Origin of the sequence: Ruficoccus sp. ZRK36 (assembly GCF_019603315.1) — a bacterium.
Taxonomy (GTDB): domain Bacteria; phylum Verrucomicrobiota; class Verrucomicrobiia; order Opitutales; family Cerasicoccaceae; genus Ruficoccus.
Genome location: NZ_CP080649.1, coordinates 149,200 through 165,357 on the forward strand (window position 1 = coordinate 149,200; position 16,158 = coordinate 165,357).

Here is a 16,158-nt window from a genome sequence, read left to right on the forward strand (position 1 = left end):
TCAAGCTTCGCTTTCGGGGCGATACAGCTCGTAGTCGATCTTGCCCTCGATGACTTCGCGCAGCGCAATGTCTTCGGGTTCAAGCTTTTCAAGCGACTCAACCAGGGGCTTCATCCCGTACTTGAGCTGCTTGACACGGCGTGACACGACATTGATCAAAACGTTCGGATCGTCGATGACCTTCTGGGCCTCTATTAAGTATTCGTCTCTCAAACTAGTCCTCCTGTTGGTACCTGACTGGGGAAAAGCGGGAAAAAATGAACCCGCCACGCGATAGGCGCAAGCAAATTCTCACACCGTCCGAATTGCCCCTCAATCACTTTTGGCGTGAACTTCTGCCCACGGGCATCTATACCCGTCTCCGTATGAAACAATTGATGATTGGCTGGACCACCGCCCCCAACGATGTCGATGCCCGGCGTCTGGCCGAAGGCTTGACCCGTGAGCGGCTGGCGGCCTGCGTGCAGGTCGAGGGCCCCATCATGTCCCATTACCACTGGGAGGGCCGCGATGAAATGCAGCCCGAGTTCCGCCTGGCCATTAAATTTCCCGAAGAACGGGGGCAGGACCTCGTCGAATGGCTTCACGAAAACCACCCCTATCAGGTTTTTCAATGGGTCGCCCTGCCCGTGCCCGTCTCCACTCCCGAGTACATCCAATGGGCCGATGAAGTAACGCGCCCGCCCCGCCAGCAGCCACCTTTCCCGCCCCGCAGGTAAATTTTTGTTTGCCTTTGCCGCAGGAAACGCTTTGCTCCCTCTCTTTTTCAACGAAAGACCAGTCATGTCCCAGCATCCCAGCTTTATGAAAGGCGCTGCCGCCGCCCGCAAGAAACGTTCCGTGCTCAAGCGCTTTGAACGCGTAGACCTGCTGCGCGAACGCGGTGAGTGGAAAGAGGGCGACCGCGTCCTGGGCCTGAAGAAGACCAAGCCCGACGAATAAGCCAATACGCTTTTCAGCATTTTGCCCAAGCCCTTCCAAACGGAAGGGCTTTTTTCATGCATAAAGTTGAGCCGGGCCCGGCGGGGTCTTTTTCGTTTTGCCAGCTGCCAGCAGACAGCCCTGAATAAAGGCCAGATGGCCTTTATCCAATGCAACCTGCACTCTGAGGCGCTCGGCATGGCCAGCGCCATTAATGTTATCCTGCCCCAACAGACCACCTCGCAGGTCGGCCTGAAGGGCCGCAGCGGTAAAGGCCCCCACCCCACGCTGTGGCTGCTACACGGCCGCAGCGACGACCACACGATCTGGATGCGCCGCACCAGCATCGAGCGCTACGCCTCCGAGCTCGGGCTGGCCGTCGTCATGCCCAATGTCCATCTGAGCTGGTATCAGGACATGGCCTACGGGCCGCGCTACTTCACCTACCTCTCCGAGGAGCTGCCCCGGCTTTGCCGTGAATTTTTCCACCTCTCGGACCGCCGGGAGGACAACTTTATCGCCGGGCTTTCCATGGGCGGGTACGGCGCCTTTCTCCATGCCCTGCGCAATCCCCAAAACTACGCGGCTGCGGCCAGCCTCTCCGGCGCCCTCGACCTGCCCAGTCGCATCGCCGCCAGCCGTACCGATGGCAGCACCGTCCCCGCAGACATGCGGGCGGCATTCACAGATCCCGACGCCATCACCGGCACCGATGCCGATTTGCTCGCCCTCATCCGGCAGGCCAAGGAAAAAGGCACGGACCTGCCTGCCCTCTACGCCTGCTGCGGTACGGAGGACTTTCTCTACGCCGACAACCAGAGCTTTCGCCAGCACGCCTCTGATCTCGGCCTGCCCCTCTCCTACGAGGAAGGCCCCGGCACCCACGACTGGGGCTTCTGGGACCAGTGGATCCAGCGCGTGCTCGCCTGGCTACCGCTCTGCAGCTAGCCAGGGGGAACCGTTAGGTTTTATCGAGATACTGCCCGATCGCAGCGCGAGCATAAGAAACCACCGAGCATTCAATAAGACGAACTTATCAACCCGAGGCCCACCTGCCTCACCTTATTGAGACTTGGAATCGTTTAATTGCCTATTATTCAAGCCATCCGGGCAAGTCCGCCTGAAAGTGCGGAGATAAAAATATTGGTGCCTTTTTCCTTGTCGGCTCCATTTTATTCATTACTTTTGCTAATTAGCATTTTTAATCATGGAGGTGCTTTTCCTCACCCTCTTACTGAGCCTGATTCTGGCCGCGGTTTTTATTATTTTATTTTATCGCGACCGGAACCGTAACCGCTTCGCCTCCCCTGAGAGCGATGCGTTAATTCCGTTTGAGGAGGAGAAGTCCCGCCCGGCCAAGCCGAAATCTCCACCACAGAATCCGCCTGGGCCAACGCCCCCGGCCCACTAAGCCGAGCAATCTGTTTCTCTCTCCGCAATCATGCCCGCTAAGACCGTTACCGTAGAATACAACGACCGCATCGTCCGCTACTTCATGCTCGCCTCCATTTTCTGGGGGATCGTCGGGATGGCCGCGGGTGTCTTCATCGCCTGCCAGCTGAGTTTCTGGCAGCTGAACTTCGACACGTCGTTTCTGACTTTCGGGCGCCTGCGCCCGCTGCACACGAATGCCGCCATCTTCGCCTTTGTGGGGAACATGATGTTCGCGGGCATCTACTACTCCACGCAGCGGCTGTGCCGGTGCCGTCTGGCCTCGGATTTCCTCTCCAACCTGCACTTCTGGGGCTGGCAGCTCATTATCGTAGCGGCTGCCATCACGCTGCCGCTGGGCTTCACGCAGGGTAAGGAGTACGCCGAGCTGATCTGGCCGATCGACATCGCAGTAGCCGGCATCTGGCTGGTCTTTGCCGCCAACTTTTTCTGGACCCTCGGCATCCGCCGCGAGAAGAGCCTCTACGTCGCGATCTGGTTCTACATCGCCACCATCGTGACGATCACGATGCTCTACGTGGTCAACAACCTGGCGCTGCCCACCGGCTGGCTGCACAGCTACTCGATCTACGGCGGGTTTAAGGATGCACTCGTGCAGTGGTGGTACGGACATAACGCCGTGGCATTCTTTTTAACGACGCCGATCCTCGGTATCATGTACTACTACATCCCGAAGGCCGTCAATCGCCCCATCTACTCGTATCGTCTGTCTGTCGTTCACTTCTGGTCGCTGGTCTTCATTTACATCTGGGCCGGGCCGCACCACCTCCTGAACACCGCGCTGCCAGGGTGGCTGCAAGGCCTCGGGATGCTCTTCAGCCTCATGCTGTGGGCACCGAGCTGGGGCGGCATGCTGAACGGCCTGCTCACCCTGCGCGGGGCCTGGGACCGCCTCCGCACGGACCCGGTGATCAAGTTTCTCGCCGCAGGTGTCACCTTTTACGGGATGGCTACCTTTGAAGGGCCGCTCATGGCGGTCAAAGCCGTCAACTCCCTCAGTCACTACACGGACTGGACCATCGGCCACGTCCACGCCGGCACCCTCGGGTGGAACGGTTTCATGGCCGCGGGCATGTTCTACTGGCTGGCTCCTCGCCTGTGGAAAAACCGCCAGGGCAACGAGAGCGACCCGAAGTACTCGGGCACGAGCTGCGCCGGACTGTGGTCACCCGGCCTCGCCAACATGCACTTCTGGGTCGGGCTGGTCGGCATCCTTCTTTACATCGCAGCCATGTGGGTCGGCGGTATCGGCTCAGGCCTGATGTACAACGCCACCACCCAGGAAGGCACCTTGCTGGCCTACCCGAACTTTGTGGAAGTGCTTGAATCGGGCATCGTGCAGAACGCCTACATCCTGCGTGCCATCGGCGGGTTCCTCTACCTCAGCGGCTTCGGCATGCTGGCGGTGAATATCATCATGACCGTCCGCGCAGGCATGGCTGTCAACGGCACTATCGAGGTCACTGAGGAAGCCCACGGAGACGCCAAGGGCCGCTTCGCCACCTACCTCAACGCTCCGGTCCTGTACACCTTTGCGATGATCATCTGCTCGCTGCTCTGGATCTTCGGTGAGGGGCTGGTCCTGCTGGCCGGGCTTTTCGGCACGGCGTTCTTTGTCCTGATGGCGATTATCCACTTCGAGGTCAGCGGCGCCAAGTGGAGCCAGTGGTACGATCAGCTTCTGGAGCACACTTTCGGGTTTACGATTTTAACCATCATCGCGGCCGCCATCGGCGGAGCCGTCCAGATCATCCCGACCCTCTGGGTCGATCCAGCCCATAACCGCGAGGGGCGTATCCAGATCGAGTACACGCCACTGGAGCTGGCCGGGCGCGACATCTATGTATCCGAAGGCTGCTACAACTGCCACTCGCAGATGATCCGCACGCTCGTCCCGGACGTGATGCGCTACGGACGCGACCACGGGTACTCCCGCCTCGGCGAATCCATTTACGACCACCCCTTCCAGTGGGGCTCGAAGCGTACCGGCCCGGACCTCGCGCGTGAAGGCGGACCCATCGCCAAGGATCACCAGTACATGCGCATCGGTCTGCGCGACAACACCTGGCACTACCGGCACTTCCTCAACCCGCGCGATCCCTCACCGGGCTCGAATATGCCCAAGTACCCCTGGCTGCTTCAGCAGGACTACAGTAAGTCCGCCCTGCCGATGAAGATTAACGCCATGCGTAAGCTCGGCGTCCCCTACCCGCTCGACTACGGCGAGTCCGAGATCTACGAGCAGGTAAAAATCCAGGGCACGGAAATCGCTTCCAACATTATCGAAAAGGACCTGCGCGACCTCAACCCGGACTGGACCGACGAGCAGGTCAAAGCCCGCACCGCAGAGCTTGCTCCCGATCTGGCGGATAAGAAGATCATCGCCCTGATCGCCTATGTGCAAAAGCTCGGTGCCTTCCGCATGAAGGGCGAGGAGCCGGTCGAACAGGACTTTGAGGCCGTGGACGTCGTCTCCGAAATCACCGGTGAAGACGACCTCGACCCCACCGGCGACATCAAGGCCGACACCAAGAACTGAGAACAGCGAACGGAGAACCGAACAACAGGTAACCGCTAACCGGCTTCACCCATGTTTCACCGCATCACCTACGAGGACTGGACCAGTATCGTGCCGATCATCGGCTTCGTGCTGACCTTTAGCGTGTTTCTGGTCATCGTCGTGCGCGCCATCCTGATGAAGAAAAAGAAGCGCGACCACATGGCAAACCTCCCGCTGGAAAACGAACATTCTTCCCCCGATCATGGCTCAAAAGAAACCTGACATCACCCTGCGCGACCACGTCTACGACGGCATTCAGGAGTACGACCAGAAGCTCCCCAACTGGTGGCTGTTCACGCTCTACAGCGCCATCATATTCTCCGTGGGCTACTGGTTCTTCTATTTCCAGAGTAACGTCGGCATGACAGACGGCGAGCGCATCAACGCCGCCATGAACCGCATCGAGCGCATCAAGCTCTCGAACTCGATCGACGTCACCGACAACGACCTGTTCTGGAAGATGGAGGCCAACCCTGAGTTCGTCGCCGCCGGGGAGGCCACCTTTATGGCCAACTGCGCCGCCTGCCACAAGTCCGACCTCTCCGGGGACATCGGTGAGAACCTCGTGGACAACCAGTGGAAGCACGGCCACCTGCCCGAAAACATTTACGCCACCATCTACGACGGCGTTCCCGAAAAGGGCATGCCCACCTGGGGCGGCCTGCTGGGGCAGAAAAAGATCACCGAGGTCGTAGCCTTTATCCTCTCCAAGCACGGTGACCGCGAAAAGATGGAAAGCGAAGCCGTCGTCAAAACCGACTAGGCAGGGCCGAGTTCTGCACCCGTGATGTTGGTACAGCATTCTTTTGCAGAATGGCCTGCCCAAGAGCAGCTTTCATGATAGAGTAACCCCGTGGCTAAAGCATCCCCAGTCCGAGAATCCGTCACGAGCATCAACGTCGATGGCTCGCGCAACTTTCTGCGCCCGGCGGATGTGTCGGGGAAGTTCAGCCTGTGGCGGCGGATCAGCGGCATCGCTCTGATCCTCTTTTATGTGTTGATGCCGTGGATACCGATCAACGGCTACCCGGCGCTGTTCTTCGATGTCGCTAACCGGCGCTTTCACTTTTTCGGGTATACGCTGGCCGCGCAGGACATGTGGATGGCCTTCTTTTTTATCACGGGGTTGGGCTTCACACTGTTTTTGGTCACCGCGCTCTTCGGGCGACTCTGGTGTGGCTGGGCCTGTCCGCAGACGGTCTTCATGGAGCACGTGTACCGGCGTATCGAGCGCCTGCTGGAGGGCGACGCGCTCAGCCAGCGCAAGCTCGACAAGGTCTCGTGGGCCGACCCGGTAAAAATCCTTCGCCGCGGCACCAAGTACGTCTTTTTCGCCATCGTCTCGGTCCTGATCACAAACGTCTTCCTGGCCTACTTCGTCTCGGTCCCCCAGCTGTGGGGCTACATTCTGGATGGGCCGCTCGAGCACTGGGACAGCTTTCTGTTCGTCGTAGTCTCGACCCTGCTGCTGTTTTTCAACTTCACCTGGTTCCGCGAGCAGCTGTGCATCTTTATCTGCCCCTACGGGCGGCTGCAGTCCGCACTGATCGACGACGACACCCTCGTCATCGGCTATGACGACAAGCGCGGCGAGCCCCGCGGCCCGCCCAAGCGCGAGGGCGTGGGCGACTGCATCGGCTGCAACCGCTGCGTACAGGTCTGCCCGACCGGGATCGACATCCGTCAGGGGCTACAGATCGAGTGTATCGGCTGCGCCAACTGCATCGACGCCTGCAACACCGTGATGGACAAGCTCGGGCGCGAGCGCGGACTGATCCGCTACGACTCGCTCAACGGCCTCGCCGGAAAGGCCCGCAAGATCATCCGACCCCGCCTCTTTGCCTATCTGGCCCTGCTTGCGCTGGGCGCGGGGGTGATGACCTTTGCCGCCAGCCACCTCAAGCCTGGCAGTGTCAGCCTCGTGCGCATGCCCGGCTCCCCCTACGTGGTCGACCAGAACGACGTGCGCAACCAGTTCCTCATCCGCCTCATCAACAAGCGCAACGCACCGGTCGCCTACACCCTCACCATCGAGAGCAGCGCGCCGGGAGTGAGCTTCGCCGGGTTCGACCAGGCCGTCGAGCTGGCCCCCATGGAGGAGGTCCAGCGGCCGCTCGTACTCATGCAGCAGCGTGCTGACTATAAGGGCGAAAGCACCGTGACGCTGCACTTCAAGGGCGAGCCGGGAGAGTTTGAAGTGACCAAACAGGTAAACTTCCTCGGCCCCGACCCGCGCCTGATCTCTCCCTAGGGCCTGTTCAGGCAAACGGAAAAGATGGAAAAATGAGGGATTTTTCGAGGCTGGATTGCGGTTTTGAGACGAGGTGAATCCAGATTCATCGAGTCGAAAAACCTCGATTCCAGACCGAAAAGACTCATTTTCTGCCGCTTTGAGCGTTTACCTGAACAGACCCTAGGGAAAACGCTTTTGCCAAAGCCCAAAGAGGCCATCATCATTTCGTCCATGAGCACCGCGCCCACCCCCACAACCGCACGCCGCCGCAGCCTGCTGCAATCACTCTGGTTCTGGGTCGTGCTGGCCTTTCTCCTCCTGATCGGCGCATGGACCACGATCATCATGATCGCCACCAAAAACCGGCCTGCCAACGTCGAGCTGGAACAAGTGGAGCACACAGAGCAGACCGCCAGCAGCGCGGCGCCATAAGCACCCAAGGGGGCTGAAGGCCGATGGAGGAAGTCCACACAGCCAGCAAATCCCAGCGCCCCTGGCCGCTGCTACCCACGCTATGGGTGTATCTGGGCGGGACGCTGTTGTATAACGTCTTGGTCTATGCGCTCGATGGGCGCAATGAACCCCGCATGGTGTTGTTCCTCGGTCTGTCCCTGCTCTACTGGGGCCGCTTTGCGCTAGCCAGCGCGCTGCATGAGAAAAAGAGCCCGTACAAACTGTACTGGACGGTCATGCTGCTGAGCGGACCGATCGAAATCGTCGCCGAAATGTTGCTACTGCGCTGAAACTTGCGCTAAGGTGCGTCTCATTCGACCATCAGGGTCCTTTTAATTTCTCTCTGACGCATGGATATCTACGTCATCGACGGAGCGGCCACGGCCTTTGTTGCCGGGCTGCTGACCAGTCCGCACTGCCTGGGCATGTGCGGGCCGATCGGCTGCGCCGTGCTCCCGATGGGTAAGGCCGGAGGCGGATTGACGCCCGCCATCGCCGGTTACCATGCCGCGCGCGTCGTCGCCTACGCGCTCTTCGGGGCCGTCGCGGGTTGGATTGGCTCGGCCGCCCTCAACGTCTTTTCGGCGCAGGCGGCACGGATTTTCCCGTGGGTGATGGTCGCACTGCTGCTCACGCTGGCCTTTAGGCTCGACCGCTACATCCCCAAGCCCGCCATCTGGCACCGCACCTATGCCCGCGTGACCGCTAAGCTCCGCCAGTGGCCGCGTCCGCTGGTCGGCGTCGGGCTGGGGCTGTTTACGCCCTTCATTCCCTGCGGCCCGCTTTACCTGATCCTGACGCTGTGCCTGTTCAGTGGTTCTTCGGCCGTCGGCGCTCAGCTGGGGTTCGGGTTCGCGCTCGGGACTATCCCGCTCCTGTGGGCCGGGCAGAGCGGCTACTTCTGGCTGGGGAAAAGACTCCCGGCCAGCGGCCTGCGCTGGACGCAGTGCGGGATAGCCCTGGCAGCCGCCGCGCTCATCAGCTGGCGCATGCTTGCCAGCTCCGACGGCCTAAACGGCATGATCTGCCACTAGCAGGGCGCAGCCCTGCACCAGTGATGCTCCCGCATCACTGATGCCGCCGCCAACGCGGCTGTATGGGCAACAGAAGTTGACTCAACCCTAGCGGACTTTTCTGACCACATGGCCAAGCATAGATGTCGCTGCCAGTTTGCCTTTCCGATTCCAGTGGACACGCTGAAAAAGCCTTTGTGATCTTCGTGTTTATTTGTGTTCTTCGTGACCCATCCAGTTTATTAAAACACTCTCACCGTGAACGACTCCCCTAAGACTCCTGCCAGCCGCGAATGCACGCACTGTGGCACGCATTTTCGTCCGCACACACCGGATGAGCAGTATTGCTGCAAGGGCTGTGAGTTCGTGCACGGGCTGATCGAGGGACAGGGGCTGGATCAGTTTTACCAATTGCGGCGTGGGGCCTCAGACCCGGTCAAGGGCGTACCCTTCCAGCCCCGCGACTATGCCTGGCTGGAACCCCTGATCACCGAGGCAGAGACAGAGAACCCGCAAGAGCCTGCCCTCGTACTCGACGTGCAGGGCATCTCCTGTATCGGCTGTGTCTGGCTGATCGACAAGCTCTTTGACCGGCAACCCGGCGGACGCGGGATCGAGGTCAACGCCCAGCGCGGGCAAATGCGCCTGAGCTGGCAGGCCGGAGCGTTTGACGCGGTCGGGTTCTTGCGCGAGCTGCAGCAGTTTGGCTACCTGGCCGGACCCGCTACGGCCCGACGCGGGCACGACACGCACCGGCTGACCTCCCGGCTCGGCCTGTGCGGGGCCTTTGCCCTCAACGCCATGATGTTCACCCTGCCCCGCTATCTGGGCATGGAGGACGACTTTCCGCTGGCCCGCTGGCTCGACCTGCTCACCGTACTCTTCGCCACCCTGTGCATGGCCACCGGGGGCACGTACTTCATCACGCGAGCGGTAGCCGCCCTGCGTCGGGGTGTGCTGCATATCGACCTGCCCATCGCGCTCGGGGTCAGTGCTGCCTATCTCGGCTCCCTGGCTGGTTGGCTCAGCGGGCACCCGAGCCTGATCTACTTCGATTTCGTCGCCATCTTCATTTTTCTCATGCTGCTGGGGCGCTGGACCCAGGAGTATGCGCTGGAAAAGAACCGCAACCGCCTCCTCAGCGCCGACCATCGACCTGAGAATGTTACCGTCGAAACTCCCGGCGGTGAACGCGCCCCCGAACCTCTGGACAAGCTCCGCGCCGCGCAGCGGTTCTTCATCGAGCCGGGCGGGCTGGTGCCCGTCTGCGCCCGACTGGAGGGCTCGGAGGCGACCTTCTCGCTGGAGTGGATCAACGGCGAGTCCGAGCCGCGCATCATCCGTGCGGGTGAGCTCGTGCCTGCCGGCGCGCTGGCCAGCGGGATGACCGAGCTCTCGCTGGTGGCCGTAGAGACCTGGAAGGACTCGCTCCTGCGCCGCCTGCTCCTGATCAGCCAAAACTCTGGACGTCACGCTGTCCTCGAACGCGTCCTGAAGGTTTACCTCATCGCGGTGCTCACCCTCTCCGTCCTCGGCGGGCTCGGCTGGATACTGGCGGGCGCTGGCATCGTCAACGCGCTTCAAGTCTTCATCTCCGTGCTGGTCGTTTCCTGCCCCTGCGCTCTCGGGGTTGCCTTCCCCTTGGCCGGGGAGCTGGCCGTCTCCCGCCTGAGGCGCGAGGGGGTCTTCGTGCGCGAGGACAGCCTCTGGCAACGCCTTGGCCGCGTGCGGCATATTCTTTTCGACAAGACCGGCACCCTCACTCTGGAGGCACCACGCCTGCGTAACCCCGAAGCCCTCGCCACGCTCGATACGGAGGCGCGTGCAGCTCTCGGGCACCTGATCGAGCGTAGCCTGCATCCCGTCAGCCGTGCGTTGCGGGAAAATCTCGGGCAGGCCCCTGCCACGACGGCGGTGGATGACGTCGTCGATCACGCCGGGTACGGGCTGGTCTGGCATAGCGGTGATGACCGCTGGTCGCTCGGTCGGCCCGGCTGGAGCGGCGAAGCCAGCACGGCGGGCACCATCCCGCCGGATGCCAGCAATGCCTTTGACTGTGAGTTTCGTCGCAATGGCGCCATCGTCGCGGCCTTTGCCTTTGAGGAGGAGGTGCGCCCCGACGCCATGGAGGAGATAGCAGCGCTCCAGCAGAAGGGTTTCCAACTGCATGTGCTCAGCGGTGACCGCCAGCAAAAGGTCGGCAGCCTCATGGCCAAGCTCGGCCTGCCCGAGGCCAGCGGACTGGGCGGCCTCAGCCCCCAGCAAAAGGCCGACTGGATCGAGACCCATGCGCCTGACTCCTCGCTGATGATCGGCGATGGTGCCAACGATTCGCTGGCTTTCGATGCAGCCGCCTGCCGCGGCACCCCCGTGGTCGACAAGGGTCTGCTGGAGCAAAAGGCGGACTTTTATCTGGTCGGGCGCAGTCTGCGCGGGCTGGCTCGGCTATTCGAGCTGGCCCGGAGGCGTCGCCTGGCCGTCAGAAACGTTTTCGGGTTCGCCGTGGTCTACAACGCCCTGGCCGTCCTGCTGTGCCTGGCTGGCCTCATGAACCCCCTCATCGCGGCCATCATTATGCCACTGAGCTCGCTCGTTACCCTGAGTATCGTGGGGCTGCAGCTCGGTCGTGCCTGAGGTCCCGGCGGAGTCAGAGTCCTCGTCCTCATCCTCCATCCACTGCGGGGCCAAGGGCTTGGGGTCGGGATCGCTTTTACGGAAAAGCCCGTCCACAGCCTGCTCCTCAAGCTCTTCCTTGGAGACCTTTGCGCGACTGTAGCGCTCCTCGATCTGCTGGGCCGGCTGCGGCAGCGAGCCGACAGCGTTGGCGAGGTTGGCGATGGAGTTGGCCAGCTTGGACTCGGCATCGATCAGCAACTGCCGCTCGGCGTCGAGGTCCTGCTGCGCGGTGAGCAGGTCCAGCAAGCTGTTGATACCGGTCTCGTAGCCGATGGAAATCGCATCATAGGCCTGCTGCTGGGCGGCCACGGCCTCCTTGCGGGCATCGACCTGCTTGATGGCGGAGCGGAAGGCAAAGTAGTAGGTCCACACGTTTGAGACCACCTGAAGCTTCTGATTGATCACCGCCTGCTGCTGGGCGCGCAGGTCCGAGCGGGCCTTTTCGATGGCGTACTTCTTGTTAAAGCCCTGGAAAACATCCCACTCCAGCACGAGCGCCGCCTGGGCGTAAACCATCGGGTTATTGTACTGGTTGATTGCGTGCTGATAGGAACTCTCGGTCTGCAGGCTGAGCTCGGGCCAGAGGTCGGCCTTGGCCGCCTCAAGGTCGTACTCCGCCGAGCGCGTGGCCGCGTAGGCCTGAAGGATCTCGGGGCGCTGCTGGAGGGAAAGCGCGACCAGCGTGCTCACGCCCTCGTCGATCTCCGCAAAGCTGGGCGGCTCGTCGGGGGCCTGAATTTTCAGGTATTCGCCGACCTTGATCCCCATGGAGGCCGCGAGCTGGGCTCGGGCTTGCTCGATGCTCGCGTAGTCCTCTTCCAACTGCGCCTCGACGGCCTTCACTTCAGCCAGAGAGCGAAGCATGTCCTGCTTGTTCCCCAGGCCGGTGTCGAGTTTCGTTTTGGCGGCCTGATAGGTGGCCTTGGCGTTCTCCAGAGAAGCCTCCGTCGCCGCCAGCGAGGAGTTCGCAGCATGCAGATCGTAGTACGCGATCACGACCTGCTGGACGATGTCCTGGTAAGTCTGGTTGTAGGAGAAATTCGCGGCGTAGAGGGACTCGCGGGCGGAGTCTGCCGTGGCCGAGCGCTTGCCGAAGTTGAACAGCAGCCAGTTCATGGTCAGCGAAGGACCATAGGTGGTGGCGCGCTCCGTACCGGGCACGAGGTAGTTCTTCAGGTACTCGCGGCCGATGCTGCCGCTGACCGTTACCGTCGGATAGTAATCACTCTGGCTCTGCCCATAGGCGGCGGCTGATGCCTTGGCCTGGTACCAGGATGTCCGTGTCTCGGGGTTGTTCTCCAGCGCCACATCCAGCAGCGAGGGCAGGTCCATGGGCTTCGTGCCGAGCTGGGCCGAGGCCGATGTCGGACGGGGGCCGGGCACCGTCACCACACCACTGGGCAGGGCTTCGGAGGGCGGTTTCCACAGCTCACTGGGACGTCGTGAGACCTCCTCGTCAACATTCACACAGGAAGTCAGCAGGAGGCCGGCTCCAAGAGCGAGGACCCCGGCACTGAGGGGGAATCGGGTAAAACGCGTGCGAGTCATGGTCGTCACTGGCTGGGAGGAACAAAGGTGCGGATCGGGGCGGCTCATGCGTCCCCCTTCTGCTTATCGGTCTCGGAGGCATGCTCCTCGTCCGGCTCGGGAGGTACCGAGGTGTTGATGCGCTCGCCACGGTGGAAGAGCGGGATCTTGTCGGTCACCTTCTCCTGGAAAGCATCAAAGTACAGATAAAGCGCCGGGGTGATGTAGAGCGTGATCAACTGCGAGATGATCAAACCACCGACAATGGAGGAGCCCAGCGGCTTACGGGCGGCGGCGTCAGCGCCCCAGCCCAGAGCAATCGGAACCGCACCAAGCAGGGCGGCAGCCGTGGTCATGATGATGGGGCGGAAACGCTCCATACAGGCCTCGTGGACAGCCTCGCGGCGGTCCATGCCCTCAGCCTGACGCATGATGGCAAAGTCGATCATCATGATACCGTTCTTTTTCACGATACCCATGAGCATGAACATCCCGATCCCCGCGTAGAGCGAGAAGGTCTGGTCCAGCAAGAGCAGCGTACCCAGGCCACCGACGACAGCGACCGGCAGCGAGGTCAGCACCGTAATCGGGTGGATGTAGCTCTCGTAGAGAATACCGAGGATCACGTACATGACGAAGATGGCCACGATGGCCATAATCCCCATGCTCACGATCGTCTCGCGGAAGAGCAGCGCCTGCCCCTGGAACTGGGTCATGACGTCCTCAGGCACAACCTGATCCGCCGTCTTCGATATAAAATCGGTGGCGGAGCCAATCGGAACCGAGGGCATAAGGTCAAAGTAGATCGTGACCGAGCTGAAGTTGTTGAAGTGGTTAACAGCCAGCGGGCCGACATCCTCCCTGTAGCTGGCGACCAGATCCAGCGGCACCAGATTGTTATCGATGACAAAGTCCTGTGACTGGCCGATATACAGATCGCTCTGGTTGAGGGCACTCGGCATGTACAGTGCGCTGAGCTGACCGGGCTCGGCACGCCAGTCCGGAGCAGCTTCCACAATGACCTGATACTGCAGGAACGGGCTCTTGATCAGGTAGCTGTAGTTCAGCGAGTAGGCGTCCTTCAGGATCGTGGCGAAGTCCGTAGCGGTGACCCCGTAGACGGAGGCAATATCACGGTTGATATCCATCTCGATCTGCGGGTTGTTCAGGTACAGGTCACTCTGGACGCTGCTGAACATACCGCTCTGGTACATCGCGCCAACCAACTGCTGGGAGGCCTTGTAAATGCCGTCAGTGTCCAGACCGGAGAGCGTATAGGCGTAGGCACCGAGATTAGTGTTGGTGGCACCCGTACTGATTTCCAGCGAGGGCTGCGCACGCACGGCCGGGATGATCCCCGGGATCGTGGCCAGACCACCGTTAATCATCTGGGTGACCTCCTCAATCGGAGGGCGCTTGTCCGTGTCTACGAGTGAAATAAAGGCGATCCCGTAGTTGCTCTGGATAAACTGCCCCACCCCGGTCACGGTCACGAAGTTCTTGATGTAGGGGTTGGTGCGCAGGACCTCTTTCACCTTTTTCTGGTAATCCTGCATCATGTCGTCCGAGGCACCGGACTTGGCGATAAACACCCCCTGGATAAAGCCGCTGTCCCCGGTCGGGATAAAGGTCTTCGGCACCAGCATGAGGAACCAGACCACACCCGCCATACAGGCCACCCAGCACAGGGCGGAGATCCAACGATGCTTGAGGAAGAAATGCAGGGACGAGCCGTAGTACTTGAGCAGCCACGCCTCCAGGTGGTGCGCCACGCGCTCCATTGCTGTCTGGCTGTTCTTGTCGTGCTGCTTGAGCATGCGCGCGCACATCAGCGGCGTCAGCGTGAGCGAGACCAGACCGGACATGAGCACGGCCACCACAATCGTGATCCCGAACTCGCGGAAGATGCGCCCCATCAGCCCGGCCATAAAGACCAGCGGGATAAACACCGCCGCCAGCGACAGGGTCATCGACAGAATGGTAAAGCTGATCTCCTTGGCACCGTTGAGGGTCGCCTTTAGCGGCGTCTCACCGTAATCCTGCATACGCCGCACCATGTTCTCCAAGAACACGACCGCGTCGTCCACCAGGAAGCCGATGGAGAGCGTCAGGGCCATGAGGGAAAGGTTATCCAGCGTGTAGCCCAGCAGGTGCATGACCACGAAGGTCAGCAGCAGGGACATCGGCAGGGCCACCACCGGGATCAGGGTATCACGGGCGCGCCCGAGGAAGAGGAAGATGACCCCGCAGACCAGCACAAAGGCGATGATGAGCGTTTCCTGCACATCGTCCACCGAGGCCTTAATCGTCGTCGAACGGTCGTAAATCTCCTCGATGATGACCGAATCCGGGATCAGCTCCCGCAGCTCCGGGTAGAGCGCACGGACATCCTCAGTGATGGTCACGGCGTTGGCACCGTCGGCCTTCTGCACGGCCAGAACGACCACAGCGGCACCATCCGGGACGCCCTCCTGCCAGTAGTCCAGGGCGAGGTCTTCATCCTGGATACCATCCACAGCCTCGCCGATATCACGCAGAAAGATCGGGCGCCCGTCCTTGACGGCGACAATCAGGTCACCGTACTGCTCGGCATGGTCGAGCTGGGCATTGGGCTGGATGGTGTAAATCATCGTGTTGCCCTTGATCTGGCCAGCCCCGAGGCTATTCGTCCCCTGCTGGATGGCCGTCGTGATGTCGCTGAAGGTCAGCCCACGCTGATAAAGCTTTTCCGGGTCGAGCTGGATACGCACAGCACGGGGCGAGGCGTACACATTAACCTGAGAAACCCCCGGCACGATCTGGATGCGCTGGGCCACCTGCATGAATGCGAGGTCGTACAGGTCGCCCTCGGTCATGGTGTTCGAGGCCAGGCCGATATAGTAGATCGGCTGCTCGTTCGGGTTCGTCTTCTGGTAAGTCGGAGGGCTGGGCAAGTCCTGAGGCAGGTTACCCTGAGCGCGGTTGATGGCCGACTGCACGTCGGTGGCAGCCGCGTCGATACTCTTATCCAGCGAGAACTGCAGCACGATGCTGGTGTTCCCCTGGGTATTCGACGAGGTAATGATCTCGATCCCGTCAATCTGGAGGAACTGCTGCTCCAGCGGGGAGGCAACGTTCGCGGCCATGATCTGCGGGCTGGCGCCCGGGTAGCTGGCCTGAACCTGGATGACCGGGTAGTCAACGTTGGGCAGGTCACTGACGGGGAGCTGAGTGTAGCTCCAGATGCCAAACAAGAGGGCCGACAACGCGCAAAGCAGCGTCATCACCGGACGTTTGACGAAGGGTTCGGAAATGGATGCCATGGCTTAGAGTCTCAGGGCCGG

14 protein-coding genes and 1 pseudogene are annotated in these 16,158 nt (G+C 61.1%); 12 read left to right on the forward strand and 3 right to left on the reverse strand.

Annotation, left to right across the window (positions count from 1 at the left end):
• Window positions 1–213, reverse strand: coding sequence for a DNA-directed RNA polymerase subunit omega (locus K0V07_RS00630; protein ID WP_220622602.1), 213 nt, complete (start codon window positions 211–213; stop codon window positions 1–3).
• Between the two features lie 152 nt (window positions 214–365).
• Between K0V07_RS00630 and cutA the strand changes: the two genes are divergently transcribed.
• The 12 genes from cutA to K0V07_RS16465 all read left to right on the forward strand — a co-directional run bounded on the left by cutA (window position 366) and on the right by K0V07_RS16465 (window position 11,266).
• Window positions 366–719 carry a divalent-cation tolerance protein CutA gene (gene cutA / locus K0V07_RS00635; protein WP_220622603.1) on the forward strand — a complete coding sequence of 118 codons (354 nt, stop codon included), beginning with the start codon at window positions 366–368 and terminating at the stop codon, window positions 717–719.
• Window positions 720–783: 64 nt separating this feature from the next.
• Window positions 784–942, forward strand: a complete 159-nt coding sequence (locus tag K0V07_RS00640) for a small basic protein (RefSeq protein ID WP_220622604.1) — start codon at window positions 784–786, stop codon at window positions 940–942.
• A 135-nt stretch (window positions 943–1,077) separates the two neighbouring features.
• Complete coding sequence (locus K0V07_RS00645) at window positions 1,078–1,869, forward strand: alpha/beta hydrolase family protein (RefSeq protein WP_220622605.1); 792 nt, start codon at window positions 1,078–1,080, stop codon at window positions 1,867–1,869.
• Between the two features lie 259 nt (window positions 1,870–2,128).
• The gene (locus K0V07_RS00650; protein WP_220622606.1) at window positions 2,129–2,332 is read left to right on the forward strand and encodes a hypothetical protein; all 204 of its coding nucleotides are present in this window, start codon (window positions 2,129–2,131) and stop codon (window positions 2,330–2,332) included.
• Between the two features lie 30 nt (window positions 2,333–2,362).
• Window positions 2,363–4,912, forward strand: a complete 2,550-nt coding sequence (gene ccoN, locus K0V07_RS00655; protein ID WP_220622607.1) for a cytochrome-c oxidase, cbb3-type subunit I — start codon at window positions 2,363–2,365, stop codon at window positions 4,910–4,912.
• A gap of 51 nt (window positions 4,913–4,963) precedes the next feature.
• Window positions 4,964–5,155: a cbb3-type cytochrome c oxidase subunit 3 gene (locus tag K0V07_RS00660; protein WP_220622608.1), complete on the forward strand. Its 192-nt coding sequence runs from the start codon at window positions 4,964–4,966 to the stop codon at window positions 5,153–5,155.
• Window positions 5,136–5,696 carry a cbb3-type cytochrome c oxidase N-terminal domain-containing protein gene (locus tag K0V07_RS00665; protein ID WP_220622609.1) on the forward strand — a complete coding sequence of 187 codons (561 nt, stop codon included), beginning with the start codon at window positions 5,136–5,138 and terminating at the stop codon, window positions 5,694–5,696. Before K0V07_RS00660 ends, K0V07_RS00665 begins: the two co-directional genes overlap by 20 nt.
• A 90-nt stretch (window positions 5,697–5,786) precedes the next feature.
• Window positions 5,787–7,184 carry a cytochrome c oxidase accessory protein CcoG gene (gene ccoG, locus K0V07_RS00670; protein WP_220622610.1) on the forward strand — a complete coding sequence of 466 codons (1,398 nt, stop codon included), beginning with the start codon at window positions 5,787–5,789 and terminating at the stop codon, window positions 7,182–7,184.
• A gap of 177 nt (window positions 7,185–7,361) precedes the next feature.
• On the forward strand, window positions 7,362–7,598 hold the full coding sequence (locus K0V07_RS00675; RefSeq protein WP_220622611.1) for a hypothetical protein: 237 nt from the start codon (window positions 7,362–7,364) through the stop codon (window positions 7,596–7,598).
• Between the two features lie 23 nt (window positions 7,599–7,621).
• Window positions 7,622–7,909, forward strand: coding sequence for a hypothetical protein (locus tag K0V07_RS00680; protein WP_220622612.1), 288 nt, complete (start codon window positions 7,622–7,624; stop codon window positions 7,907–7,909).
• Between the two features lie 60 nt (window positions 7,910–7,969).
• Window positions 7,970–8,653, forward strand: coding sequence for a sulfite exporter TauE/SafE family protein (locus tag K0V07_RS00685; RefSeq protein WP_220622613.1), 684 nt, complete (start codon window positions 7,970–7,972; stop codon window positions 8,651–8,653).
• A gap of 237 nt (window positions 8,654–8,890) precedes the next feature.
• On the forward strand, window positions 8,891–11,266 hold the full coding sequence (locus tag K0V07_RS16465) for a heavy metal translocating P-type ATPase metal-binding domain-containing protein (RefSeq protein WP_345778159.1): 2,376 nt from the start codon (window positions 8,891–8,893) through the stop codon (window positions 11,264–11,266).
• A 237-nt stretch (window positions 11,267–11,503) separates the two neighbouring features.
• On the opposite strand, the pseudogene K0V07_RS00700 reads toward K0V07_RS16465, so the two are convergent.
• Together K0V07_RS00700 and K0V07_RS00705 are read right to left on the reverse strand one after the other, a co-directional pair.
• A pseudogene (locus K0V07_RS00700) lies at window positions 11,504–12,904 on the reverse strand (TolC family protein); the annotation flags it as partial.
• Window positions 12,901–16,137 carry an efflux RND transporter permease subunit gene (locus K0V07_RS00705; RefSeq protein ID WP_220622615.1) on the reverse strand — a complete coding sequence of 1,079 codons (3,237 nt, stop codon included), beginning with the start codon at window positions 16,135–16,137 and terminating at the stop codon, window positions 12,901–12,903. The pseudogene K0V07_RS00700 and the gene K0V07_RS00705, both read right to left, overlap by 4 nt.
• Between the last annotated feature and the right edge of the window lie 21 nt (window positions 16,138–16,158).

Coding starts and splice junctions, on each gene's coding strand:
- cutA (WP_220622603.1), top strand. CDS start 366: ATGAAACAATTGATGATTGGCTGGACCACCGCCCCCAACGATGTCGAT.
- K0V07_RS00640 (WP_220622604.1), top strand. CDS start 784: ATGTCCCAGCATCCCAGCTTTATGAAAGGCGCTGCCGCCGCCCGCAAG.
- K0V07_RS00645 (WP_220622605.1), top strand. CDS start 1,078: ATGGCCTTTATCCAATGCAACCTGCACTCTGAGGCGCTCGGCATGGCC.
- K0V07_RS00650 (WP_220622606.1), top strand. CDS start 2,129: ATGGAGGTGCTTTTCCTCACCCTCTTACTGAGCCTGATTCTGGCCGCG.
- ccoN (WP_220622607.1), top strand. CDS start 2,363: ATGCCCGCTAAGACCGTTACCGTAGAATACAACGACCGCATCGTCCGC.
- K0V07_RS00660 (WP_220622608.1), top strand. CDS start 4,964: ATGTTTCACCGCATCACCTACGAGGACTGGACCAGTATCGTGCCGATC.
- K0V07_RS00665 (WP_220622609.1), top strand. CDS start 5,136: ATGGCTCAAAAGAAACCTGACATCACCCTGCGCGACCACGTCTACGAC.
- K0V07_RS00680 (WP_220622612.1), top strand. CDS start 7,622: ATGGAGGAAGTCCACACAGCCAGCAAATCCCAGCGCCCCTGGCCGCTG.
- K0V07_RS00685 (WP_220622613.1), top strand. CDS start 7,970: ATGGATATCTACGTCATCGACGGAGCGGCCACGGCCTTTGTTGCCGGG.
- K0V07_RS00705 (WP_220622615.1), bottom strand. CDS start 16,137: ATGGCATCCATTTCCGAACCCTTCGTCAAACGTCCGGTGATGACGCTG.